Annotated in this window: 23 protein-coding genes and 1 tRNA gene; 11 read left to right on the forward strand and 13 right to left on the reverse strand. The window is 63.2% G+C overall.

Annotation, left to right across the window (positions count from 1 at the left end; genetic code table 11):
- Positions 1-185, forward strand: a 185-nt coding sequence (locus F3H26_RS19760; protein ID WP_223162566.1) for a hypothetical protein, incomplete at its 5' end; no start/stop codon positions are given.
- 206 nt (positions 186-391) lie between these two features.
- On the opposite strand, the gene msrQ is transcribed toward F3H26_RS19760, so the two are convergent.
- The 5 genes from msrQ to F3H26_RS17790 form a co-directional block, all read right to left on the reverse strand.
- Positions 392-1,006 carry a protein-methionine-sulfoxide reductase heme-binding subunit MsrQ gene (gene msrQ, locus F3H26_RS17770; RefSeq protein WP_149777316.1) on the reverse strand — a complete coding sequence of 205 codons (615 nt, stop codon included), beginning with the start codon at positions 1,004-1,006 and terminating at the stop codon, positions 392-394.
- A gap of 4 nt (positions 1,007-1,010) precedes the next feature.
- Positions 1,011-1,913 carry a protein-methionine-sulfoxide reductase catalytic subunit MsrP gene (gene msrP, locus F3H26_RS17775; RefSeq protein ID WP_149777317.1) on the reverse strand — a complete coding sequence of 301 codons (903 nt, stop codon included), beginning with the start codon at positions 1,911-1,913 and terminating at the stop codon, positions 1,011-1,013.
- Between the two features lie 181 nt (positions 1,914-2,094).
- The gene (gene clpB, locus F3H26_RS17780; RefSeq protein ID WP_149777318.1) at positions 2,095-4,713 is read right to left on the reverse strand and encodes an ATP-dependent chaperone ClpB; all 2,619 of its coding nucleotides are present in this window, start codon (positions 4,711-4,713) and stop codon (positions 2,095-2,097) included.
- 126 nt (positions 4,714-4,839) lie between these two features.
- Positions 4,840-5,154, reverse strand: coding sequence for a hypothetical protein (locus tag F3H26_RS17785; RefSeq protein WP_149777319.1), 315 nt, complete (start codon positions 5,152-5,154; stop codon positions 4,840-4,842).
- A 98-nt stretch (positions 5,155-5,252) separates the two neighbouring features.
- A complete protein-coding gene (locus tag F3H26_RS17790; RefSeq protein ID WP_149777320.1) occupies positions 5,253-6,509 on the reverse strand; it encodes a tetratricopeptide repeat protein in 1,257 nt (418 codons plus the stop codon).
- An 87-nt stretch (positions 6,510-6,596) separates the two neighbouring features.
- Between F3H26_RS17790 and pyrF the strand changes: the two genes are divergently transcribed.
- Positions 6,597-7,310, forward strand: coding sequence for an orotidine-5'-phosphate decarboxylase (gene pyrF / locus F3H26_RS17795; RefSeq protein ID WP_149777321.1), 714 nt, complete (start codon positions 6,597-6,599; stop codon positions 7,308-7,310).
- 359 nt (positions 7,311-7,669) lie between these two features.
- Positions 7,670-8,923, forward strand: a complete 1,254-nt coding sequence (locus F3H26_RS17800; protein ID WP_149777322.1) for a DNA polymerase IV — start codon at positions 7,670-7,672, stop codon at positions 8,921-8,923.
- Here F3H26_RS17800 and F3H26_RS17805 read toward each other — a convergent pair whose 3' ends face one another.
- Positions 8,924-9,784 (reverse strand): N-formylglutamate amidohydrolase, encoded by an 861-nt coding sequence (locus F3H26_RS17805; RefSeq protein ID WP_149777323.1) that lies wholly within the window; start codon positions 9,782-9,784, stop codon positions 8,924-8,926. It abuts the gene before it with no gap.
- A gap of 148 nt (positions 9,785-9,932) precedes the next feature.
- Here F3H26_RS17805 and F3H26_RS17810 point away from each other — a divergent pair.
- Together F3H26_RS17810 and ykgO are read left to right on the forward strand one after the other, a co-directional pair.
- A tRNA-Val gene (locus F3H26_RS17810) sits at positions 9,933-10,007 on the forward strand.
- A 94-nt stretch (positions 10,008-10,101) separates the two neighbouring features.
- A complete protein-coding gene (gene ykgO, locus F3H26_RS17815) occupies positions 10,102-10,227 on the forward strand; it encodes a type B 50S ribosomal protein L36 (protein ID WP_005648635.1) in 126 nt (41 codons plus the stop codon).
- Between the two features lie 55 nt (positions 10,228-10,282).
- Here ykgO and F3H26_RS17820 read toward each other — a convergent pair whose 3' ends face one another.
- The gene (locus F3H26_RS17820; protein ID WP_149777324.1) at positions 10,283-10,699 is read right to left on the reverse strand and encodes a hypothetical protein; all 417 of its coding nucleotides are present in this window, start codon (positions 10,697-10,699) and stop codon (positions 10,283-10,285) included.
- Between the two features lie 228 nt (positions 10,700-10,927).
- On the opposite strand from F3H26_RS17820, the gene F3H26_RS17825 reads away from it, so the two are divergent.
- The 3 genes from F3H26_RS17825 (at position 10,928) to F3H26_RS17835 (ending at position 13,129) form a co-directional block, all read left to right on the forward strand.
- Entirely contained in the window at positions 10,928-11,941 is a 1,014-nt protein-coding gene (locus F3H26_RS17825; RefSeq protein ID WP_149777325.1) for a Fe(3+) ABC transporter substrate-binding protein, read from the forward strand.
- 118 nt (positions 11,942-12,059) lie between these two features.
- Positions 12,060-12,614 carry a helix-turn-helix domain-containing protein gene (locus F3H26_RS17830; protein WP_149777326.1) on the forward strand — a complete coding sequence of 185 codons (555 nt, stop codon included), beginning with the start codon at positions 12,060-12,062 and terminating at the stop codon, positions 12,612-12,614.
- A complete protein-coding gene (locus F3H26_RS17835; RefSeq protein WP_149777327.1) occupies positions 12,611-13,129 on the forward strand; it encodes a GNAT family N-acetyltransferase in 519 nt (172 codons plus the stop codon). Before F3H26_RS17830 ends, F3H26_RS17835 begins: the two co-directional genes overlap by 4 nt.
- On the opposite strand, the gene F3H26_RS17840 is transcribed toward F3H26_RS17835, so the two are convergent.
- The 4 genes from F3H26_RS17840 to F3H26_RS17855 all read right to left on the reverse strand — a co-directional run bounded on the left by F3H26_RS17840 (position 13,126) and on the right by F3H26_RS17855 (position 16,693).
- Complete coding sequence (locus F3H26_RS17840) at positions 13,126-13,764, reverse strand: nucleoside/nucleotide kinase family protein (RefSeq protein ID WP_149777328.1); 639 nt, start codon at positions 13,762-13,764, stop codon at positions 13,126-13,128. The two genes, F3H26_RS17835 and F3H26_RS17840, sit on opposite strands and share 4 nt — an antisense overlap.
- Complete coding sequence (locus F3H26_RS17845) at positions 13,761-14,537, reverse strand: ATP-binding cassette domain-containing protein (RefSeq protein ID WP_149777329.1); 777 nt, start codon at positions 14,535-14,537, stop codon at positions 13,761-13,763. Before F3H26_RS17845 ends, F3H26_RS17840 begins: the two co-directional genes overlap by 4 nt.
- Positions 14,537-15,610: an ABC transporter permease gene (locus tag F3H26_RS17850; RefSeq protein WP_149777330.1), complete on the reverse strand. Its 1,074-nt coding sequence runs from the start codon at positions 15,608-15,610 to the stop codon at positions 14,537-14,539. Before F3H26_RS17850 ends, F3H26_RS17845 begins: the two co-directional genes overlap by 1 nt.
- A gap of 114 nt (positions 15,611-15,724) precedes the next feature.
- Entirely contained in the window at positions 15,725-16,693 is a 969-nt protein-coding gene (locus tag F3H26_RS17855; protein WP_149777335.1) for a sugar ABC transporter substrate-binding protein, read from the reverse strand.
- Positions 16,694-16,999: 306 nt separating this feature from the next.
- Here F3H26_RS17855 and F3H26_RS17860 point away from each other — a divergent pair, with 306 nt between their 5' ends.
- A complete protein-coding gene (locus tag F3H26_RS17860) occupies positions 17,000-18,124 on the forward strand; it encodes an ROK family transcriptional regulator (protein ID WP_149777336.1) in 1,125 nt (374 codons plus the stop codon).
- Between the two features lie 51 nt (positions 18,125-18,175).
- On the opposite strand, the gene F3H26_RS17865 is transcribed toward F3H26_RS17860, so the two are convergent.
- On the reverse strand, positions 18,176-18,652 hold the full coding sequence (locus tag F3H26_RS17865; protein WP_149777331.1) for a GNAT family N-acetyltransferase: 477 nt from the start codon (positions 18,650-18,652) through the stop codon (positions 18,176-18,178).
- Entirely contained in the window at positions 18,653-18,964 is a 312-nt protein-coding gene (locus tag F3H26_RS17870; RefSeq protein WP_149777332.1) for an ETC complex I subunit, read from the reverse strand.
- 161 nt (positions 18,965-19,125) lie between these two features.
- Here F3H26_RS17870 and uvrB point away from each other — a divergent pair, with 161 nt between their 5' ends.
- Together uvrB and F3H26_RS17880 are read left to right on the forward strand one after the other, a co-directional pair.
- Positions 19,126-21,312 (forward strand): excinuclease ABC subunit UvrB, encoded by a 2,187-nt coding sequence (uvrB, locus tag F3H26_RS17875; protein ID WP_149777333.1) that lies wholly within the window; start codon positions 19,126-19,128, stop codon positions 21,310-21,312.
- 8 nt (positions 21,313-21,320) lie between these two features.
- Positions 21,321-22,163 carry an abortive infection family protein gene (locus F3H26_RS17880; protein WP_188127811.1) on the forward strand — a complete coding sequence of 281 codons (843 nt, stop codon included), beginning with the start codon at positions 21,321-21,323 and terminating at the stop codon, positions 22,161-22,163.
- Positions 22,164-22,233 lie beyond the last annotated feature (70 nt).

The following is a 22,233-nucleotide window of genomic DNA, read 5'->3' on the forward strand; positions in this document are numbered from 1 at the left end:
GTTATCCAGCAATGTCAAAGAACCATACAACCCAGAGAAAAAATCAGACCAACACGCAAATCACTCTGCGCATCCGCCCAACAAATCCTCAAGATACCCCAGTCTCTCCTGAGCGTCTCAACCGTCTTTCCAGTCCGTCAGGCCGCCTCTCCGACCCGTCACCACCGCCTCAGCAGCGCCGGTGAAGGGGGTTCTAAGGTTATCCAACACGAGCCGCAAGCGGAAAATTCAAAGATCTCGCAAAAAAGTTGCCCCCAAAGATTCCTTTAGAGATTTCAACATCTTACCCGAACATCACCAACCGTTCTGGCCACCTCGCGCTCGCTGGTTCGCTCCGGGCACGACCCGCAATCCAGAAGTCCACAGAGTTACCCACAGACTCGGGCGCGAGTCAGGTGGAATCGGAGCTGCGGCGCGCGAATGGATGGCGGGGTACCGGCAGCCGCGACAGCAGAAGGATGCAGATGGCCAACAGATACAGCAAAGGCTCGAACTGAAACCCCTTGACCACCATCACATAGTGCAGACCGGCCAGAACGGCCGCCGGATAGACAAGACGATGCAACTGGCGCCAAGCGGCTCCGAGACGGCGCACCGAGGCATTGTTCGATGTCAGGCCCAGCGGCAGCAACAGCACGAAGGCCGCCATACCGATCGTGACATAGGGCCGTTTCAGGATGTCCGCCCAGATCTGCGCGGGCACCTGCACGTCCAGCACCAACCAGACCAGCAGATGAAAGCCCGCGTAACAGACGGTCAGAACGCCGATCGCCCGCCGGAACTTCATCAGGTTCAGCCCGGCCAGACGTCGCAGCGGCGACACTGCCAGCCCCAGGATCAGCAACTGAAGGGCCAGCTCGCCATATTCATGTTCCAGCGCCTCGATCGGGTCGACACCCAGCCCACCGGCCAGACCCAGATAGAACAGCCACGGCGCCGGCAGCAGGCCCAGCAGGTAAACCGCCCAGACCGGAACGCGGCGCAGGATCTGGTTCAGCTTGTCCATGGCTCTAATAATACTCGGACAGATCCATGCCGTCATACAGGCTTGCGACGTCGGACTCGTAGCCGTTGAACATCAGCGTCGGCTGACGTTTGGCAAACAACCCGCCGCCGATGCGGCGTTCCGAGGCCTGAGACCAGCGGGGATGATCCACGGTCGGGTTCACGTTACTGTAGAACCCGTATTCACGCGGGTTGGCCATGTTCCAGCTGGTTGGCGGCTCGTCCTCGGTCAGGGTGATGCGTACAATCGATTTGATCGACTTGAAGCCATATTTCCACGGCACCACCAGCCGCAGCGGGGCGCCGTTCTGATTGGGGATCGGACGGCCATAGATACCCGTCGCCATGATCGTCAGCGGGTGCAGGGCCTCGTCCAGCCGCAGGCCCTCGCGATAGGGCCAGTCCAGAACCGGGTAGGCAACGCCCGGCATCTCGTCGGGGCGCAGCGCGGTTTCGAAGGCCACGTATTTCGCCCCCTCCTGCACACCGGCCATGTTCAGCAGATCGGCCAGTTCGAACCCGTTCCACGGCACGACCATCGACCAGGCCTCGACACAGCGGAACCGATAGATGCGTTTCTCGATGGTCATCTCGGACAGGATGTCCTGGAAATCGTACTCTCCCGGGCGGTCAACCAACCCGTCGATTTTGACGCTCCATGGTTCGGTCTTGAGGGTATGGGCGTATTTCGCTGGGTCGTCCTTGCGGGTCCCGAACTCGTAATAGTTGTTGTACGAGGTAATCTCTTCCCAACTGTTGGGCTCGGGTACGGCCTCGGCCTGCGCACGCCCGGCCATTGCGGCAAGGCCGGATCCGGCCAGCCCCGCCATCACCTGGCGGCGGTTCAGAAACGCCGCCCGGGGCGTGACGTCGGCATATGTCAAAGTGTTGGTCCAGCGATGCGCCATCTTGGTCTCCGTTCCGTTTCAACCCCTGACCCGACCTAGCCCGGTCTTAGCACAGGACCAAGGCAACTTGCGTCACGATTGAGAGACGGGACTGTAACGAACCGGCCGCCCCCTGACGCCGGACCAACAAAAAAGGCCCGCCATCTCTGGCGGGCCTTTCCTGTTTCAACCAAGCCGCAGCTTAGTGCACGACGGCTTCGTCCGGGCGCGGGCGGTCGCTGGTGCCCAACCGGTCGCCGATGATCAGACCATCGGGTCCGGCCGTCACCGGCACGGTGTCGCCATCGCGGATTTCGCCGGCCAGCAAAGCCTCGGCCAGCGGGTTCTGCAAGGCACGCTGGATCACGCGCTTGAGCGGACGCGCCCCGAAGACCGGATCGTAGCCTTCGTTGGCCAGCCATTCCTTCGCGGCCTCGTCCAACTCCAGCCGGATCTTGCGCGCGGCCAGCCGTTTCTGCAGGCGGGCCAGCTGGATGTCGACGATCGCAGCCATATCCGACCGCTGAAGCCGGTCGAAGATGATGGTCTCGTCCAGACGGTTCAGGAACTCGGGCCGGAAATGCGCCCGGACCGCGTCCATCACGTCGCGCTTGGCCTGCGCCGTGTCGGCCCCCTCGGGCAACTGGCTCAGCGCCTGCGAGCCGAGGTTCGAGGTCAACACGATCAACGTCTGCTTGAAATCGACCGTGCGACCCTGACCGTCGGTCAGGACACCATCGTCCAGCACCTGCAACAGCACGTTGAACACGTCCGGATGCGCCTTCTCGACCTCGTCGAACAGCACCACTTGGTACGGCCGGCGACGGACGGCTTCGGTCAGAACGCCACCTTCCTCATAGCCGACATAGCCCGGCGGAGCACCGATCAGGCGGGCGACGGCGTGTTTCTCCATGAACTCGGACATGTCGATCCGCACCATCGCGTGTTCATCGTCGAACAGGTATTCGGCGACGGCCTTGGTCAGCTCGGTCTTGCCCACACCCGTCGGGCCGAGGAACAGGAACGAGCCCAGCGGGCGGTTCTCGTCGTTCAGACCGGCCCGGGCCCGGCGCACGGCGTTGGCCACGGCGCGCACGGCCTCGTCCTGGCCGACCACGCGGGCATGCAGCGCTTCTTCCATGCGCAGCAGCTTTTCGCGCTCGCCTTCCAGCATCTTCGAGGTCGGAATGCCCGTCCAGCGCTCGACTACGGCCGCGATCTGTTCGGGACGCACCGTTTCCTTGGCCATCACAGCGTTGCTTTCCTGGCTTTCGGCCTCGGCCAGCTTGCGCTCCAGCTCGGGGATCACGCCATAGGACAGCTCACCGGCCTTGGCCAGGTTGCCCTCGCGCTTGGCGATCTCCAGCTCGGCGCGCGCCTTGTCCAGCTGCTCTTTCAGCTCGCGGGCGCTGGCCAGCTTGTCCCGCTCGGCCTGCCACTGGGCTGTCAGCTCGGCGGATTTCTCCTTGAGCTCGGCCAGTTCCTTCTGCAGCGCTTCAAGCCGATCCTTCGAAGCCGCGTCATCTTCAAGCTTCAGCGCCTCTTCCTCGATCTGCAGCTGCAGGATCTGGCGATCCAGCTGGTCCAGCTCTTCGGGCTTGCTGTCCACTTCCATGCGCAGACGCGAGGCGGCCTCGTCCACGAGGTCGATCGCCTTGTCGGGCAGGAAGCGGTCGGTGATGTAGCGGTGCGACAGGGTCGCGGCCGACACCAGCGCCGAATCCGAGATGCGCACACCGTGGTGCAGCTCGTATTTCTCCTTGATGCCGCGCAGGATGCTGATCGTGTCCTCGACCGTGGGTTCCTGCACGTAGACGGGCTGGAACCGGCGGGCAAGGGCCGCGTCCTTCTCAACGTATTTGCGGTATTCGTCCAGCGTGGTGGCGCCGATGCAGTGCAGCTCGCCCCGCGCCAGCGCGGGCTTGATCAGGTTGGCCGCATCCATCGCGCCGTCGGATTTGCCGGCACCCACCAGCGTGTGCATCTCGTCGATGAACAGGATGATCTCGCCGGCGGCCGCGGTGACCTCGTTCAGAACGGCTTTCAGGCGTTCCTCGAACTCGCCACGGTATTTCGCACCGGCGATCAAGGCACCCATGTCCAGCGCCAGCAGCTTTTTGTCCTTCAGCGATTCCGGCACGTCGCCGTTCACGATGCGCAGAGCCAGACCTTCGGCGATGGCGGTCTTACCCACACCGGGCTCACCGATCAGAACCGGGTTGTTCTTGGTCCGACGCGACAGAACCTGCATGGCGCGGCGAATTTCCTCATCGCGGCCGATGATCGGGTCGATCTTGCCCTCGCGGGCGGCCTCGGTCAGGTCGCGGGCATATTTCTTCAGCGCGTCGTAGCCTTCTTCGGCATTGGCGCTGTCGGCCGTACGGCCCTTGCGGATATCGTTGATCGCCTCGTTCAGCTTCTGGGCGGACACGGCACCGGCTTCCAGGGCCTCTTTGGCCTTGGATTTGACGATGCACAGCGCCATCAGCACGCGCTCGACCGGCACGAAACTGTCGCCGGCCTTCTTGGCGATCTTCTCGGCCTCGTCCAGAACCTTGGCGGTCTGGCCGTCCAGATAGACCTGGCCCGCGTCGCCGCTGACCTTCGGGATCTTGGCCAGGGCAACATCCAGCGCCTCGACCACGCGCTCGGGCGCGCCGCCCGCACGTTTGATCAGGTTGCTGGCCAGCCCCTGGTCATCATCCATCAGTGCTTTCAGAATATGTTCGGGAGCCAATCTCTGGTGTCCCTCGCGCAGCGCAATGGCCTGCGCCGCCTGCACGAAACCTCGTGCACGCTCGGTGAACTTGTTCAAGTCCATGGCATTCTCCTTTTCCAAGCGCCCGGTGAATTTGCGCCTGCTTGGCAGCACGCAGTGGTCCGGGCCTTGCCCTCAATTTGGGAAATGTCCCTGCCGCTTCAAGGGGGTGGAGAGTGAAAAAACGCCTCAGCCGCGCGGAATCGTATAGACGGTATAGCCGCCGGTTTCGGCCACCTGCCGGGCACCCTGCGTCTCGACCAGCGACTGCGCGGCGGCGCTGCCGGTGGGGCACGACACAAGGTCGGCCGTGTGGTCAAGGAAATTGACGGTAAAGGCGGTTTCGCCGGTCAACTGGCACCAGTCATCCTCGGAGCGATAGCCACCGACCAGGTACAGATCGTCATTGGTGGGCGGCGGCGCGGCGCCCGTTTCGGTCTGCGGCGGCGTATCGGCGCAGGCGGCCAGCGTGGCCACGACGGCCAGCGGAAATAGATGCTTCATGGTCTGTCCCTTCGGTGCAAATTCCGTTTTTGAATGGCGGCACCATAGCACAGTTGGGACAGCGCGAGGGAAACCACGCCCCCGGTCAGCCGTGGGGGTCAACCGCCTTCGATCTGCCGGATCAGCTCTTGCGCCTCGTCATCGCCCTGCCCGGCCGCGAGGCGAAGAAACCTCAGCGCCTCTTCGACTTCGCCGATTTCATAGAGCAACCGGCCGAACTTGCGCTGCGATTTCATATCGCCGAGCTTCGCGGCCCTGCCCCAGAACACGAAGGCCGCCTCGGTGTCCTGCGGCACGCCGTCCCGCCCGTGATAGGTCAGAGCCCCCAGGTTGTGCAGCGCCACGACATTGTCCTGCCTGGCGGCCTGGAAATAGTAGTACAGCGCCTGTTCGATGTCCTTGGAATAGCCGTTCTCACCGGTCTCGTAGATGTAGCCCAGGCGCGCCGCGGCATCGGTGCTGCCGTTTCGGGCCGCCATCTTCAGATAGTCGACCGCGCGCTGCATGTCGCGCGTGACATGCGTGCCTTCGCGATAGAATGTGCCGAGGCGCAGCAGAGACTGCTCGTACCCGAAGAACGCGGCCCTTTCATAATAGTACAGCGCCCTGTCGATGTCGCGCGCAACACCTTTCCCGTTCTCGTAGCCATGGGCCACGTTGTGCATCCCCATCGGCAGACCAGTTTCCGCGGCCGCCATGTACCAGGCGAACGCGGTCTCGACGTCCTCGGGAACGATCTCGCCATCGCCATAGAGCGTGGCGAGCGTGTTCATCGCCAGCCCGCTGCCCTCCATCGCGGCCAGTTCCGAGAACTCGAGCGCCATTTCCAGCTTGCCGCCCTTCATCAGCGCCCGGCCAAAGGCGGCGACGACCTCGGCATCGACGCCCTGGTCGTTCAGCAGCAGATCGGCGCAGATCGCCATCGCGTTCTGGGCATCCATGTCGGCCCATTTCACCCCGTCGACATAGGGCGACTGGCCCGGAGCGGCAGCGGCCATCAGGCACTCGTATTCTCCGTCCGAATAGTCGGGGTCCTGCGGCGGAGCGTCAGGGTCAAGTTCCGGCCGGGGGCGCAGGTCAGAGACCCGCAGGCGCCGTTGCGATTCCCTAGGGGCGTCGGCCTTTGCCGGCGCGGGGGCCTCGCCGGTCAGCCCGACCAGCAGATCGCGCGCCAGCTGCGAATAGATCGGGCAATCGGCGTAGATCTGTGCGAAATTCTCGATGGCCGTCGCCGACCCGCTGTCCTTGACGTCCGCCCAGACCAGTCGGGCCTCGCCGCAATCCGTCTCACCGGCCCAGACCGCGCCCGCCCCGGCCAAAACGGCCGCCGAGGCCACCACACCCAACCGTATCATCCCGTATTTTCCTGCGTCTTTTCTTGTCTCAATGCGCCACACGCTCTACAGAAGCGCCGATCCCGTCAAGCTTGAAAGGCCGAAACAATGCCCCGAACCGCCGATGACCGCCTGATCGTCGCTCTCGATGTCCCCAACGCGCTGGAAGGGCTGAAGCTGGCCGAGACGCTGGGCGACGCCGTGTCGTTCTACAAGATCGGGCTGGGCATGCTGACCGGGGGCGGGCTGGCACTGGCCAACGAGCTGAAACAGGAACACGGCAAGCGCATCTTCCTGGACATGAAGCTGTTCGACATCGGCAACACGGTCGAGAATGCCGTACGAGGGCTGGCGCAGTTCGATCTGGATTTCCTGACCGTGCATGGCGACCCGCATGTGGTGCGCGCCGCCAAGGAGGGCGCAGCAGGCAAGGATCTGAAGGTCCTCGCGGTGACCATCCTGACCTCGCTGAACCGTGACGATCTGGATGCCGGCATGATGAAGGCCGGAGACGTTCAGGACATGGTGGTGGAGCGCGCGGCCCGCGCATTCGAGGCCGGGGCCGACGGCGTGATCGCCAGCCCGCAGGAGGCCGCACGGATCCGTGCCCTGCCCCAGGCCGCTGGCCGGCTGATCGTCACCCCCGGTGTGCGGCCTGCGGGAGCCGATCTGGGCGACCAGAAACGGGTGGCCACCCCGGCCAGAGCGATCGCGGACGGGGCCGATCACATCGTGGTCGGACGACCGATCTATCGTGCCAAAGACCCCAAGGCGGCCGCGCGGTCGGTTCTTGAAGAGCTGAAATCGGTGCCGCAGGTTTGAGCGCGGCCCGCCTTCGCGAGGGGTATTTCCCATGGAAGCTGCGCACAACCAGTTGACCTTGCGTCACTTTTGTCTCGCGCCGCGCCAAATTGTCTCTGTGCCCGAAAATACACATTCGAAACCTCAGTTTTGTGCGTCGCGCCAAAACCCTGTCGAAACGGGCGATTTCGCGCGATTCTGGGCCAGAGACACTCCCCAACGGACTGCGACTTCCTGAGGTCCGTTACCTCCCCCCGCGCATCGGCGGGGGGTCTTCTTTCTCCTCCCGGAAGTCTTCGGCCAACCGCTTTGATCTGGCGCACGGGCTGCGATAGGGTGCAGCCTCTGGTTCATCGTCATGCTGCGCATGGGAGAATGTGATGCCCGGTCTCTGCCGCGATTGCCTGACCCGTCCGGGCGACGAACGGCGCTGCCCAAGCTGCGGCAGCCCACGGGTTCTGCGCCATCCGGAACTGTTCGACCTGACCATCGCGCATATGGATTGCGACGCCTTCTATGCCTCGGTGGAAAAGCGCAACAACCCCGAGCTGGCCGACAAGCCGGTGATCATCGGCGGCGGGCGGCGCGGGGTGGTCTCGACCGCCTGCTACGTGGCGCGCATCCTCGGGGTGCGCTCGGCCATGCCGATGTTCCAGGCGTTGAAGCTGTGCCCCGACGCGGTGGTGATCAAGCCGCGCATGTCGGTCTATGCCGAAGTGTCACGCCAGATCCGTGCGATGATGGACGAGCTGACCCCGATCGTGGAGCCGCTGTCGCTGGACGAGGCCTTCATGGACCTGTCGGGCACCCAGCGCCTGCACGGCGCGCCACCCGCGGTGATGCTGGCGCGGCTGGTAAAACGCATGAAGGATGAACTGGGCCTGACCGGCTCGATCGGGCTGTCGCACAACAAGTTCCTGGCCAAGGTGGCCTCTGACCTGGACAAGCCGCGCGGGTTCTCGGTGATCGGCAGGGCCGAGACGGCGGAGTTCCTGCACGACAAGCCGGTGCGGCTGATCTGGGGCATCGGCCCGGCGGCGCAGGAATCGCTGGAGCGCGCGGGCATCCGCACCTTCTCGGACCTGCTGCGTTGGGATCAAGAGGCGCTGACGGCGCGGTTCGGGTCCATGGGCCATCGGCTGTGGCACCTGGCGCGCGGGCAGGACAAGCGTCGGGTCTCGGCGCACACGCCGATGAAATCCATCAGCAACGAGACCACCTTCTTCGAGGACACCTCCGACCCGGACATCCTTGACGGGCATCTGTGGCGGATGGCGGAAAAGGTGGCCGACCGGGCCAAGGCCAAGGGTCTGGCCGGGCGGGTGGTGACGCTCAAGCTGAAACGGGCCAATCACAGGATCCTGACGCGGCGCGTGTCGTTGCGCGACGCAACCCAGATGGCCGACCGGATCTATCGCACCGCGCGCGGGCTGTTCGATCAGGTCGGCGATCAGGGGCCGTATCGCCTGTTGGGTTGCGGCCTGTCCGATCTGTGTCCAGCGGAACAGGCCGATGTCCTGGGCGACCTGCTGGATCCCGGTGCCGTCCAGCGCAGCAAGGCCGAACGTGCCGCGGACGAGATCCGCCGCAAGTTCGGCAGCGATGCAATCGTGAAGGGGCGGGCGCTGCGCTAGCTATTCCGCGGCCAGACGCTCGGGCTGCGCCCCGATTCGGGCGATATCGGCGATGACCCGCGCCAGAACCGCGCAGAACGAGTCGAAGTCCGCGCTGGGTTCGATCGTTGATTCGTTCATGTAGAGCGCGCGGTCGATCTCGATCTGGATGGCGTGCTGATCGCGCGCCGGACGGCCGTAGGTCTGGGTCACGTAGGCCCCCGCAAACGGCGTGTTGCGGACCACGGTCAGCCCGGCCGAGACAAAGGCCGCTTCGATCTGATCCACGATCACCCCCGAAGCCGACGCACCGAACCTGTCGCCCAGCACGATCTCGGGGCGGCGCCCGAGCGCGGTTCCGGCCAGGGCCACCGCCTCGTGCGGCATCGAGTGGCAATCGACCAGGATCGCCTGCCCGAAGGTTTCGATCGATTCGGCCAGAAGTGATTTCAGCCGGGCGTGATAGGGCCGCCAATAAGTGTCGATGCGCAGACGGGCCTCATCCATCGTCAGCTTGCCGCTGTAGATCGCGCGGCCATTGGCCACCACGCGCGGAATCACGCCCAAGCCCGAGGCAACGCGCGGATTGTGCCCCGACCGGCGGGCACCCAGGATCAGGGCCGGGTCAAGCTCGTCTGCGCTGCGGTTCAGATCCAGAAAAGCGCGCGGCATCTGCGCCATGATCAGCGGGGCGCCGTGATCCGGGGCCGATGCAAACAGCTGATCGACGAAGGCATCCTCGGACGAGCGAATCACGTCTCGGTTCAGAATCGACCGTTTCAGGAAGGGTTGGGTATAGTTCCGGCCGCTGTGGGGCGACGAAAACACCACGCACGAACTGCGTTTCGCGGGCATTTCCAAAGCATATGCGGCGCTGTGCATGTCCACTCCTTCTCTGCGAACAACATAGACCGGAAAATTGTTCGACCAAACCCCTTGAACCCCTGCGCGACTCCTTTTATAGACCCCTCCACCGGCGCGGGGTTCCGCGCCCCATTTCATTCTGGGGCGGATCTCGCAAAGGGAAAGTGGGCGGTTAGCTCAGCGGTAGAGCACTTCGTTGACATCGAAGGGGTCACAAGTTCGATCCTTGTACCGCCCACCATCTGTTTCACTGTTTCGGGTCTGACCCGGGGCACCCGCTAACCCAGGCGCTGGCCACGTCTTTGATGAAGGCGCCGCAGAATTGGAGAGAGACCATGAAGGTCAAGAACTCGCTCCGCTCGCTCAAGAACCGGCACCGCGATTGCCGGGTCGTGCGTCGCAAAGGCCGCGTCTATGTAATCAACAAGACGCAGCGCAAGTTCAAAGCTCGTCAGGGCTGAGAACGGCGAATCGCTGTTTCAAAGAACCGCGACTCAGGGCGCGGTTTTTTTGTGTTCAATCAGCCCTGCGGCCCCGTCTGCGAACCCTCCGCACCAGCCATGTGATGCAACAGACCGCCATCGCGTAGGGGACTGAAACGAACAGGGCGAACCCCGCCTTTATCGGCCAGCCGACACCCAACCGTTCGGGCGAAAAGGCCATGCGCTCGGCCCGGTCCTGCAAATGCGGCGCGACATCGCGCATCCGCTCGTCGGTCGTGAAGTCGTCAAGATCCACGCCCATGGCAAGCAGTTCAAGATCAAGCGCATAGTCGCGCCACCACGAAAGCAGGATGGTCAGGCCGACGACGGCCACGAAGCTCCAGGTGAACCCGGACGGAAAATCCGGAAACCTGACGCAAAGCCACACCGGCCCCGCGACCAGCCCGAGAAGCAACAGCAGCGTCACGGCTTCCAGCAACAATTCGACCATTTCAACAGCCCCTTCCGCATCTGCGCCGAACCGGACCGACGGCGGCGCAACCCCGCCAAGTTGGCTCCGGCTTGGTTAATTGTTAATAAACTGCCCCCCACGAGCGCCGCGACATTTTTTACCAAGTAATTTTGTCAGATTTTCTTGCATCCCGCCCGGAATCGTTTAATTGAGCAAATCAGTCGGGAAATACCCGCTCCTGAGATTCCACAACTGGGACCAAAACAGATGAAAACCACGCGCCTTATCGCCGCCGCCCTGTCGGCCCTGATCGCCGGATCGGCCGCCGCCGATGGCGAGCTGAACCTGTATTCGTCGCGCCACTACGACACCGACGAGCGCCTCTATACCGATTTCGAAGAGGCCACCGGCATCAAGATCAACCGCATCGAAGGCAAGGCCGACGAGCTGATCGCACGGATGGAAGCCGAGGGCGCGAACTCGCCCGCCGACATCCTGCTGACCGTTGACACCTCGCGCCTGGCGCGCGCCAAGAACGCCGGCCTGCTGCAGGCCGTGGACAGCGCCGTTCTGGAAGAACGCATCCCCGCCAACCTGCAGGACGAGGACAACCAGTGGTTCGGCTTCTCGCAGCGCGCGCGCATCATCTTCTACGACAAGAATGACGTGACCAACCCGCCGGCCACCTACCTGGACCTGGCGAATCCCGAATACAAAGGGCTGGTCTGCATCCGCTCGTCGACCAACACCTACAACCAGACGCTGCTGGCCTCGATCATCACCCATCACGGCGCCGAGAAGGCCAAGGAATGGGCCGCAGGCGTGGTCGCCAACATGGCGCGCGACCCGCAGGGCGGCGACACCGACCAGCTGCGCGGCATCGTCTCGGGTGAATGTGAGATCGCCGTGTCGAACTCCTACTACTTCGCCCGCGCGCTGCGCAAAGACGTCAAGGGCTTGTCGGACAGCATCGACATGATCGGCATCCAGTTCCCGTCGCAGGACGCGGAAGGCGCGCATATGAATCTGTCGGGTGCCGGTGTCGCGGCCCATGCCCCGAACAAGGACGCCGCCATCAAGTTCCTGGAATATCTGGCCAGCGATCAGGCGCAGGTCTATTTCTCGAACGGCAATGACGAATACCCCGCCGTTCCCGGCGTGCCGCTGGCCGAAAATGTGGCCGCTCTGGGTGAGTTCAAGGCCGACGACGTGAACCTGTCGGAGGTTGCCAAGAACATCCCCGAGGCGCAGAAAATCTTCAACGAGGTGGGCTGGAAGTAATCCGCCCGGCATACAGGCACCCAAGGGCGCAGGGATTTCCCTGCGCCTTTTTCGTTTGATTGTTTTCCTTTTTCATTGCAGCATTTCCGTATCCGAAATTTTTTCTCATTTATGGAATATGCTGGACTCACTCTCGGAACGACTTGCGGATCGCCTCAGGGAACTGCGGCAGGCCCGCGGCTGGTCGCTGGACCAACTCGCCGCGCAAAGCGGGCTGAGCCGGGCCACCCTGTCTCGCATGGAGAAGGCCGAGGTCAGCCCCACCGCCGAAAGCCTCGGCCATCTCTGCGCGGCCTATGGACTGCCGATGTCGCGCCTGTTGATGATGGTCGAGGACAGCTTCGACCCAAAGGTTCCTTACGAACGGCAGATCGAATGGCGCGACCCCGAAACCGGGTTCACGCGCCGATCGGTGTCGCCGCCCTCGGCGGGGCTGACGGGCGAGGTTCTGGAATGTCACCTCCCGCCCGGCGCCACGATCACCTATAACGCACCACCACGCCCCGGGCAGGAACATCACTTGATCATGCTGGATGGCGCGCTGACCCTGACCGTCGATGGCACGCCCCACACGCTGAACGCAGGTGATTGCCTGCGCTATCACCTGTCCGGCGCAACCCGTTTTGAAACCGAGGCGTCCCGCGGCGCCCGCTACATTCTGGTGCTGATATGATTACACGCCTGACCGAAACGACTTTTGACCAGGCGGTGGAGGATCTGGCGGATATCCTGCATGGCTGCGTACAGACCGGCGCCAGCATCGGGTTCATTCTGCCGTTTCCCCGTGACGCCGCGCGCGCCTATTGGCACGAGCGCGTGCGCCCGGGGCTGTCAGCCGGAGAGCTGGAACTTTTCGCAGCCCATGATGACGGACGCATCCAAGGGACGGTTCAGCTGATTCCGGCCGCGATGCCCAACCAGCCGCACCGCGCCGATGTGGCCAAGCTGCTGGTGCATCCCGATGCACGGCGGCGCGGGCTGGGCCGCGCCTTGATGGGTGCCCTGCAAGAGCGCGCCGCCGAACTTGGCCGAACCCTGTTGGTGCTGGACACGCGCAGCACCGACCCGTCGCGCATCCTGTACCAGAGCCTGGGCTTTGAAACTGCCGGAGAGATTCCCGGCTATTGCCGCAACCCGTTCGAGCCCGTGTTGGAACCCACCACCTACATGTACAAGGCGCTGGGTTAACGCAGCACCAGGTCGGCCGCGCCCGAGTTCCGCACCACGCGCCGGGCGTTGGGAATGTCATTGGCGAAGGCTCGGCGCTCGGCTTCGTCGCGCGGCAGGCCCAGCCCGATCCATCGGTCCAGCAGGCGCGCCTCGAGCGTGGGCAGGGGCACGTCCAGGAACACGGTCAGCGCCCACAGGTCGCGCAGATCGCGCCACCCCGATTCGTCCAGCAGGAGATAATTTCCCTCGACGATCACCACCCGCTGGTCGCGGGTCACGAACGAACAGGCGGCGATGGATTTGTCGAGCTCGCGGTCGAACTCGGGCACGGCGACCTCGTCTTCGATCTGAAGGCGGCGCAACACGGCGTGAAAGCCCGGCAGGTCGAATGTTTCGGGCGCGCCCTTGCGCGGCAGCAGATCGCGTGCCGTCAGGATCTGGTTGTCATAGTGGAAACCATCCATCGACAGCAGCCCGGCCGGAATGCCGCGCCCCTGCAGCGCCCGTTGGGCAAGAGCGGCCACGGTGGATTTCCCCGCACCCGGCGGCCCGGCCACGGCAACAAGCTGGCGCGCCTCGCCGTCCGCCAGCCCGGCTGCGGCGTCGGCGATCCGCTCGGCCAGCGCCTGCGGCGATGCCCCTTCGGCCGTCATGCCGCGCGATCCTGTTCCGGGGGCTCTTTGGCGCCCGTCATGAAGGCCACGGCATCGGACATGGTGTAGTCTTTGGGGTCGATCACGCAGAGCCGCTTGCCAAGCCGATGCACATGGATGCGGTCGGCCACTTCGAATACATGGGGCATGTTGTGGCTGATCAGAATGATCGGAATGCCACGCGATTTCACGTCCTGGATCAGGTCCAGAACCCGCCGGCTTTCCTTGACGCCAAGCGCCGCGGTGGGTTCATCAAGGATGATGACTTTGGACCCGAACGCCGCCGCACGGGCCACGGCCACACCCTGACGCTGTCCACCCGACAGGGTCTCGACCGCCTGGTTGATGTTCTGGATCGTCATCAGCCCCAGTTCGTTCAGCTTGTCGCGCGCGAACTTCTCCATCGCCGGGCGGTCGAGCATCCGAAACACCGAACCCAGCGGCCCTTTGCGCCGGATCTCGCGCCCCATGAACATGTTGTCGGTGATCGACAGGGCGGGCGACATGGCCAACGTCTGATAAACCGTCTCGATCCCGGCTTCGCGCGCGTCGATGGGCGAGTGGAAATCGACCTTGCGCCCTTCCAGCCAGATCTCGCCTTCATCCGGGGTGGCGGCACCGGAAACCGCCTTGATCAGGGTCGATTTACCCGCGCCGTTGTCGCCGATCACGGCCAGGATCTCGCCCGGCATCAGGTCGAAATCGCAATGATCCAGCGCCGTGACCCTGCCATAGCGTTTGACCAGGTTGCGCCCTTTGAGAATGGGTTCCATCACGCTGCTACCTTTCTGATCCACTGGTCCACGGCCACGGCGGCGATGATCAGCATACCGATGAGAAGGAAGGTCCACTGCGCATCCGCGCCCAACAACCGCAGGCCGAGGGTGAACACGCCGACGATCAGCGCCCCGAACAACGAGCCCAGGATCGACCCGCGCCCCCCGAACAGAGAAATGCCTCCGATTACGACGGCGGTGATGCTTTCGATGTTGGCCAACTGCCCCGAGGTGGGCGAGACCGAGCCAATGCGCCCGATCAGCGCCCAGCCGGCAAAGGCGCAGATCAACCCCGACAGCATGTAGACCGACATCAGCGTGCGATGCACGTTCACGCCCGACAGCTCGGCGGCCTCGGGGTCGTCGCCCACCGCATAGACATGGCGCCCCCACGCGGTATGCCGCAGCGCATAGGCCAGCACCAGGACCAGCACCAGCATGAAGATCACCCCGACCGTGAACACCGCCCCGCCGACATTGAACTTGGCGCCGAACAGCTGAAGGATCGGGGCGTTGGCCTCGATTTCCTGCGACCGGATGGTTTCATTTTGTGAATACAGGAAGTTGGCGGCCAGAACGATCTGCCACATGCCCAGCGTCACGATGAAGGGCGGCAGCTTGACCCGGCTGACCAGGAACCCGTTCACCGCGCCGATGGCGGTCCCGATGGCCAGACCGCACAGGATCGCCACCGCGGGCGGCAGCCCATAGCGGAAGGTGAACTGGCCCATCACCACCGAGGACATGACCATGATCGCGCCCACGCTCAGGTCGATCCCGGCGGTCAGGATCACAAGACTCTGGGCGGCGGCCACGATGCCGACGATCTGCACCTGTTGCAGGATCAGGGTCAGCGCGAAAGGCGAAAAGAACTTGGCCCCAAGCAAGGCGCCGAAAATCAGGATCGCCGCGACCAGAACGATCAACGGCACCAGCGACGGGTTCATATGCAGAAAATGCTGGACCGTTCCCATGAACCCCCGATGGTGATCTTCGAATTCGGCAACCTGTTCCGGGCTGCCTTTGGCCGCGGCTTCGAAATCGTCGGGCTGTCTCGATGTGTCGGACATCAATATGGGTCTCCCATGCGTCAAGCTCCCGCCATGGGGCGACGCTGGCAAAATTTCGGATGAGGTCGTGGTTCAATTCAGGGGCCGCGCACTGCGGCCCCTGACGGGTTCAGATCAGCCCCAGCAGAGGTCCATGCCCTCTTTGACCGAGATCGACTCGACGCCTTCGGCCGGCTTGTCCGTCACCAGCGCAACACCGGTGTCATAGAAATCCTTGCCGGGCGTGTTCTCGGGCTTCACGCCCTCGTCGGCCCATTTCTTGACCGCTTCGACGCCAAGCGCCGCCATCAGCAGCGGGTATTGCTGCGAGGTTGCGCCGATCACACCGTCGGCCACGTTCTGCACACCGGGGCAGCCGCCGTCGACCGAGACGATCAGCACGTCGTTTTCGCGGCCGATGGCCTTGAGCGCCTCATACGCGCCGGCGGCGGCCGGTTCGTTGATCGTATAGACCACGTTGACCATCGGGTCCTTGGCCAGAAGGTTCTCCATGGCTTTGCGGCCACCCTCTTCGTTCCCGGCGGTGACGTCATGGCCCACGATGCGCGGGTCGGTCTCGTCGCCCCATTTGTTCGGGTCGCCCAGGTCGATGCCGAACCCCTGCAGGAACCCCTGGTCGCGCAGCACCCCGACCGAGGGCTGGCTGACCGCCAGGTCCAGCATGGCGATCTTGGCGTTCTGGGCTTCGTCCCCCAGCGTGGCTGCGGCCCATTTGCCGATCAGCTCGCCGGCCAGAAAGTTGTCGGTGGCAAAGGTCGCATCCGCCGCGTCGATCGGCTCCAGCGGCGTATCCAGCGCAATGACCAGAACACCGGCGTCGCGCGCCTGTTTGACCGCCGGGACGATTGACGAGGTATCGGATGCGGTCAACAGGATACCCTTGGCACCGTCCAGAATGCAGGTCTCGATCGCCTGCACCTGGGTTTCATGGTCGCCGTCGATCTTGCCGGCGAAGGCCTTGAGCGTCATGCCCAGCTCTTCGGCCTTGGCGGCGGCACCCTCTTTCATCTTCACGAAGAAGGGGTTGGTGTCGGTTTTGGTGATCAGACAGACCGTGTCCTGCGCGGCGGCAGCGCCTGCCATGGCTGTCAGGGCCAGCGCGGTCGCGCCGGCAAATGCTGAAATCTTCAAAGCTTTTCCTCCCGTTATCTCCGACGCCCGCAGGCGTCTTGGGCATCCGGGCGAAATTCGGCCCGGCCCCATGGCTAAAACCATCAGACGTTTACCGATTCCTGTCAATAATTAAATCACTCTTAATTATTATTGACAGCCCTCGGCCCTCGCCACATTCTTGCCGGTACAAGGAGCAGCCCTGTGACCGAAAAACCCGCAATCGAGACCGCCCCCCCGAACCGCCCGTCAAACGTGCGCGGAACCAACCAAAGCGGCATGCGCGCGCGCAATGAAAAACTGGTTCTGTCGCTGGTCCGGCGCCATCAGGCGCTGGCCAAGTCGGAATTGGCGCGCATGGCAGGCCTGTCGGCGCAGACCGTCTCGGTCATCATGCGGCAATTGGAAAGCGACGGGCTGCTGTTGCGCGGTGAACCGCAGCGCGGCAAGGTCGGACAGCCTTCGGTGCCGATGCGATTGAACCCGGAGGGCGCCTATTTCCTGGGCCTGAAGGTCGGGCGCCGCAGCTCGGAGATGGTGCTGACCGATTTTCTGGGGCGGGTTCGCGACCGGTCCCGCACCACTTATGATTATCCCACACCGCAGCAAACGCTCGATTTCGCCGTCCGGTCCCTGACCGACATGACGGAGGCGCTGTCTGAACCGGCACGCGGCCGGGTGGCAGGCCTGGGCATCGCCATGCCTTTTTATCTGTGGGACTGGGCGCAGATCCTGCAGGTCCTGCAGGAAAAGATGGACCCGTGGCGCACCGCCGACCTGCGGGCCAGCCTGTCGGACATCTGCGATTTTCCGGTCTATGCCCAAAACGATGCGACGGCCGCCTGCGGCGCGGAACTGGTATTCGGCCCGACCGAAGGACCGCGGGATTTCCTGTACTTCTACATCGGCTTTTTCATCGGCGGCGGCGTCGTTTTGAACGGGTCCATCTTTGCTGGCCGGGGAAATGCCGGCGCGCTGGGGCCGATGCCGGTCTCGCTCGGGTCGGGGCCGGTGCAGCCCCTGATCGAGGTGGCCAGCCTGTATGTCCTTGAACGCGCGTTGGCGGCCTCTGGCTGTGACGCGTCGGGCCTGTGGGATTCGCCCGAGCACTGGACCATTCCCGCCGACCTGCTCGACCGGTGGCTAAACCGGGCGGCACAGGGTCTGGCCCATGCCATCCTGTCCAGTTGCAGCCTGATCGATTTCGAGTGCGTCAAGATCGACGGCTGGATGCCGGTTGCGGTCAAGTCCCGGCTGATCGCGCTGGTCCGGCACCATCTGTCCCGGCTGAACCTGACCGGGCTGGAAGCACCGTCGATTTCAGCCGGCTCGGTCGGACCGGACGCCCGCGCGTTGGGCGCCGCCAGCCTGCCACTGTCCGACCGATATCTGGTCGAGACGTGAAGCGGTCCTTGAACTTGGGCCGTCGAATGTGTCGGCGCGTGGCCCGGCGGCTCAGGACCGGGGCACAAGGCCCAAACGCATGAATGCGCTGTTGGGGTCGTGATGGTAGCCAAATATTGGGCCGCAATAGCCGTAGCCCAACGCCTCGTGCAGTTTGCGAGCAGCGTCATAGTCCGGAAGATGCGCCGCGCCGGTCTCCAGAACAAGCGCTGTAAAGCTCTCTGACCGGGCGACTTCAGCCAGATGCGCCATCATCCGACGGGCCAGCCCCCGGCCCCGCGCCTGCGGCAACACATGCACCGACTTGACCTCGGCCGTGCCATCAGGCAGCGCCTTGAGCGCCCCGCATCCCAGCACCCGATCGTCCTCAAGGATCGCCCAGAACCGGATGTCCGGCGCGGTCAGTTCATCAGGTTGCAGCGTATGATTGCTCTCTGCCGGGCCGGCCGACCGGCTATGCGCGACATGGGCCTCGAGCACCGGGCGCAACGCATCCGATGTCGGATCGGCCGGACAAATCCGGATCATTCAGTGGGTCCAGGGGCCGCGCCGGTCGGTGGCAAAGTTTTCGCCATATCCGCGCGGGCGGATGTTGGGCTTGCGCTTGTGAGGCTCGACGACCTGCGCGTCGATGCCGTGTTCCCGCGCATAGTGCAGCGCCTCTTCCTTGGTGTCGAACCGCAGACGCACCTGGGTCTGCGTGTCGCTCGAGGATGTCCAGCCCATCAGCGGATCGACCTCGCGCGCCGAGGCCGGGGCGTATTCCAGAACCCATTTGCGGGTCTTGGCCATTCCCGACGTCATTGCGTTTCGGGCAGGCTGGTAAATCCGTGCGCGCATGTCGCCTCTCCATACTCGGTTGGTCGCGCCCGTTTATGCGTCAGAGCGCGGGCGGCGGCAAGATTGCAATTGCCGCAGGGCGATGCAAATGACCCGCCCGGCGGGGGTTGCATGCGGACAAAATAAGAACAAATGTAAGGGGCCGAAGCGGAGCCTGCCCCATGCCCTATGCCCATTCCGACAAGACCCAGCTGACCGTTGATGACGTGCGCACCCGCCTGAAGCTCGAAGGCGGCAAGCGATTCGTGATGCACACCGAGTTCGCCCCGGCGGGCGACCAGCCCACCGCGATCCGGGAACTGGCGCAGGGCATCCTGGAGGGCGAGCGCAACCAGGTGCTGCTGGGCGCCACCGGCACCGGCAAGACCTTCACCATGGCCAAGGTGATCGAAGAAACCCAGCGCCCCGCCATCATCCTGGCCCCCAACAAGACGCTGGCCGCCCAGCTTTACGGCGAGTTCAAGGGCTTCTTCCCGGACAACGCGGTCGAGTATTTCGTCTCCTACTACGACTACTACCAGCCCGAGGCCTATGTGCCGCGCTCGGACACCTACATAGAAAAGGAATCCCAGATCAACGAACAGATCGACCGGATGCGCCACTCGGCCACCCGCGCGCTGCTGGAGCGTGACGACGTGATCATCGTGGCCTCGGTCAGCTGCATCTACGGCATCGGCTCGGTCGAGACCTACGGGGCGATGACGCAGGATCTGAAGGTCGGGCAGGAATACGACCAGCGGCAGGTGATGGCCGATCTGGTCGCCCAACAATATCGCCGCAACGATCAGGCGTTCCAGCGCGGCAGCTTCCGGGTGCGGGGCGATTCCCTGGAAATCTGGCCCGCCCACCTGGAAGACCGAGCCTGGAAACTCTCGTTCTTCGGCGAAGAACTTGAGGCCATCACCGAGTTCGACCCCCTGACCGGCGAGCGCACCGACACGATGGAGCAGATCCGCATCTATGCGAACTCGCACTACGTCACGCCGAAACCGACGATGCAGCAGGCGATCCTCGGCATCAAAAAGGAACTGCGCCAGCGGTTGGATCAACTGGTGGGCGAGGGCAAGCTGCTGGAAGCGCAGCGGCTGGAACAGCGCACAAATTTCGATCTGGAGATGCTCGAGGCGACCGGCGTCTGCAACGGGATCGAGAACTACTCGCGCTATCTGACCGGCCGCGCCCCGGGCGAGCCGCCCCCGACCCTGTTCGAATTCATCCCCGACAACGCCATCGTCTTCGCCGACGAATCCCACGTGTCCGTGCCGCAGATCGGCGGCATGTATCGCGGCGATTACCGGCGCAAGTTCACGCTGGCCGAACACGGATTCCGCCTGCCGTCCTGCATGGACAACCGCCCCCTCAAGTTCGAGGAATGGGACGCCATGCGCCCGCAATCCATCTTCGTCAGCGCCACCCCCGCGGCGTGGGAACTCGAGCAATCGGGCGGCGTCTTCACCGAACAGGTGATCCGTCCCACGGGTCTACTGGACCCCGAGGTCGAAATCCGCCCCGTCGAGATGCAGGTGGACGACCTGCTGGACGAGGTGCGCAAGGTCACCGCCAAGGGCTATCGCACGCTGGTCACCACGCTGACCAAACGCATGGCCGAAGACCTGACGGAATACATGCACGAGCAGGGCATCAAGGTCCGTTACATGCATTCCGACATCGACACGATCGAGCGGATCGAGATCCTGCGCGACCTGCGGCTGGGGGCCTTCGACGTGCTGGTGGGCATCAACCTGCTGCGCGAGGGGCTCGACATCCCCGAATGCGGCCTGGTCGCCATTCTGGACGCCGACAAAGAGGGCTTCCTGCGCTCGGAAACCTCGCTGATCCAGACCATCGGCCGCGCCGCGCGCAACGCCGAGGGCCGCGTGATCATGTATGCCGACCGCATCACCGGCAGCATGGAGCGCGCGCTGGAGGAAACCAACCGCCGCCGCGCCAAGCAGATCGCCTATAACGAGGAACACGGCATCACCCCCGAAACGGTGAAGAAGAATGTCGAGGACGTTCTGGCCGGTCTCTATGCAGGCGACGTGGACATGAATCGCGTCACCGCCACCATCGACAAACCGATGCACGGCGCCAACCTCGAGGCCCATCTGGACGGGTTGCGCGAGCAGATGCGCAAGGCGGCCGAGAACCTGGAATTCGAGGAAGCCGCCCGCATCCGGGATGAGATCAAGCGTCTGGAAGCGGTCGACCTTGCCGTCGCCGACGACCCCATGGCGCGGCAATGGGCGGTCGAGAAAGCCTCGGAAGACGCGGTGAAATCGCGCGGGCGGTCAACGGCTGGGAGGCCGGGGCAAAGGGGCGGGAATGTGAAGAGGCGGAAGAGGTAGAGCGTTGTATGGCAAAGTTAAAACATTACCAAAGAGATCAAATTCGAGATTGGTTTTGTCCTAAACCAGGGTACGTTTTGAACTTTTCGAACAAAACTTTTGCAGAATTTTTCGACGACCACTTTGAGATTAACATCTATTCAGACGCATTTAGTGAGAAGGGCACGTCCAAATTCAACCGGCTTCTTGCATTCATAGAGTTGTCGCCCCCGCATCTAGTAATTGAGTTATTGAATCTACTTTGGAAACAGAAAAATTCGGAACGCGATGACGAGATTGAAAGAGCGACGCAAGCACTGCAATCAGACGCATGGAGCTCCAACCCTGAGTATGTCGAGGCGCTGCTAAACTCTGCCGCCTTGGAGGACTTACCTTTTGAAAAACTAATCTCTGAGCTTGCAGCACTTCCTAGCCATTCTGCTGCACCGCACTTGATGAGGATCAGTGCAGAGTGGACGCTTGATACTGTGGAAAGAGAGTTTCAAAGGGCGTTTGAAAACTTGGAAAAAGATCCTGAAGCAGCCGTCACAGCGGCGTGCTCTATGCTTGAGAGTGTGTGTCGCTCGGTATTAATCTCAAGGCAAATGGAACTCCCGAGAAGCTTGGATATTAAGTCTCTGTACAAAGAAGTTCGTGAACCGCTTGGATTGTCACCTAACAAGGACATAGCTGACACAGAAATCGAAGCAGACGTAAGAACCGTACTCAGTGCGTTGTTTAATACCGTTCAGGGCATTGGAGCACTGCGTACTCATGCTGGAACGGCTCATGGAAGAGAGCGCGGGTTTAGAAGTTTAGATCCAAGGATAGCACGCCTTGCCGTCAGTTGTAAAACTTCAGACTTGATCTGACGGACACCTCAGCGGACAGCGCTGAGAATGGGTTGTTGGCCGTCCGATTGATCGGAAGTCCTGATTGTCT

Source organism: Ruegeria intermedia (assembly GCF_900129345.1).
In the GTDB taxonomy this organism is placed as follows: Bacteria; Pseudomonadota; Alphaproteobacteria; order Rhodobacterales; family Rhodobacteraceae; genus Ruegeria; species Ruegeria intermedia.

Excerpts from the sequence above, each read along its gene's own strand:
- F3H26_RS17865 (WP_149777331.1), bottom strand. The coding sequence starts at position 18,652 with ATGATCCGGATTTGTCCGGCCGATCCGACATCGGATGCGTTGCGCCCG.
- F3H26_RS17835 (WP_149777327.1), top strand. The coding sequence starts at position 12,611 with ATGATTACACGCCTGACCGAAACGACTTTTGACCAGGCGGTGGAGGAT.
- F3H26_RS17840 (WP_149777328.1), bottom strand. The coding sequence starts at position 13,764 with ATGACGGCCGAAGGGGCATCGCCGCAGGCGCTGGCCGAGCGGATCGCC.
- F3H26_RS17790 (WP_149777320.1), bottom strand. The coding sequence starts at position 6,509 with ATGATACGGTTGGGTGTGGTGGCCTCGGCGGCCGTTTTGGCCGGGGCG.
- F3H26_RS17805 (WP_149777323.1), bottom strand. The coding sequence starts at position 9,784 with ATGCACAGCGCCGCATATGCTTTGGAAATGCCCGCGAAACGCAGTTCG.
- F3H26_RS17785 (WP_149777319.1), bottom strand. The coding sequence starts at position 5,154 with ATGAAGCATCTATTTCCGCTGGCCGTCGTGGCCACGCTGGCCGCCTGC.
- F3H26_RS17830 (WP_149777326.1), top strand. The coding sequence starts at position 12,060 with ATGCTGGACTCACTCTCGGAACGACTTGCGGATCGCCTCAGGGAACTG.
- ykgO (WP_005648635.1), top strand. The coding sequence starts at position 10,102 with ATGAAGGTCAAGAACTCGCTCCGCTCGCTCAAGAACCGGCACCGCGAT.
- F3H26_RS17845 (WP_149777329.1), bottom strand. The coding sequence starts at position 14,537 with ATGGAACCCATTCTCAAAGGGCGCAACCTGGTCAAACGCTATGGCAGG.
- F3H26_RS17820 (WP_149777324.1), bottom strand. The coding sequence starts at position 10,699 with ATGGTCGAATTGTTGCTGGAAGCCGTGACGCTGCTGTTGCTTCTCGGG.
- F3H26_RS17825 (WP_149777325.1), top strand. The coding sequence starts at position 10,928 with ATGAAAACCACGCGCCTTATCGCCGCCGCCCTGTCGGCCCTGATCGCC.
- F3H26_RS17870 (WP_149777332.1), bottom strand. The coding sequence starts at position 18,964 with ATGCGCGCACGGATTTACCAGCCTGCCCGAAACGCAATGACGTCGGGA.
- F3H26_RS17880 (WP_188127811.1), top strand. The coding sequence starts at position 21,321 with ATGGCAAAGTTAAAACATTACCAAAGAGATCAAATTCGAGATTGGTTT.
- F3H26_RS17855 (WP_149777335.1), bottom strand. The coding sequence starts at position 16,693 with ATGGCAGGCGCTGCCGCCGCGCAGGACACGGTCTGTCTGATCACCAAA.
- pyrF (WP_149777321.1), top strand. The coding sequence starts at position 6,597 with ATGCCCCGAACCGCCGATGACCGCCTGATCGTCGCTCTCGATGTCCCC.
- msrQ (WP_149777316.1), bottom strand. The coding sequence starts at position 1,006 with ATGGACAAGCTGAACCAGATCCTGCGCCGCGTTCCGGTCTGGGCGGTT.
- F3H26_RS17850 (WP_149777330.1), bottom strand. The coding sequence starts at position 15,610 with ATGTCCGACACATCGAGACAGCCCGACGATTTCGAAGCCGCGGCCAAA.
- clpB (WP_149777318.1), bottom strand. The coding sequence starts at position 4,713 with ATGGACTTGAACAAGTTCACCGAGCGTGCACGAGGTTTCGTGCAGGCG.
- F3H26_RS17800 (WP_149777322.1), top strand. The coding sequence starts at position 7,670 with ATGCCCGGTCTCTGCCGCGATTGCCTGACCCGTCCGGGCGACGAACGG.
- F3H26_RS17860 (WP_149777336.1), top strand. The coding sequence starts at position 17,000 with ATGCGCGCGCGCAATGAAAAACTGGTTCTGTCGCTGGTCCGGCGCCAT.
- msrP (WP_149777317.1), bottom strand. The coding sequence starts at position 1,913 with ATGGCGCATCGCTGGACCAACACTTTGACATATGCCGACGTCACGCCC.
- uvrB (WP_149777333.1), top strand. The coding sequence starts at position 19,126 with ATGCCCTATGCCCATTCCGACAAGACCCAGCTGACCGTTGATGACGTG.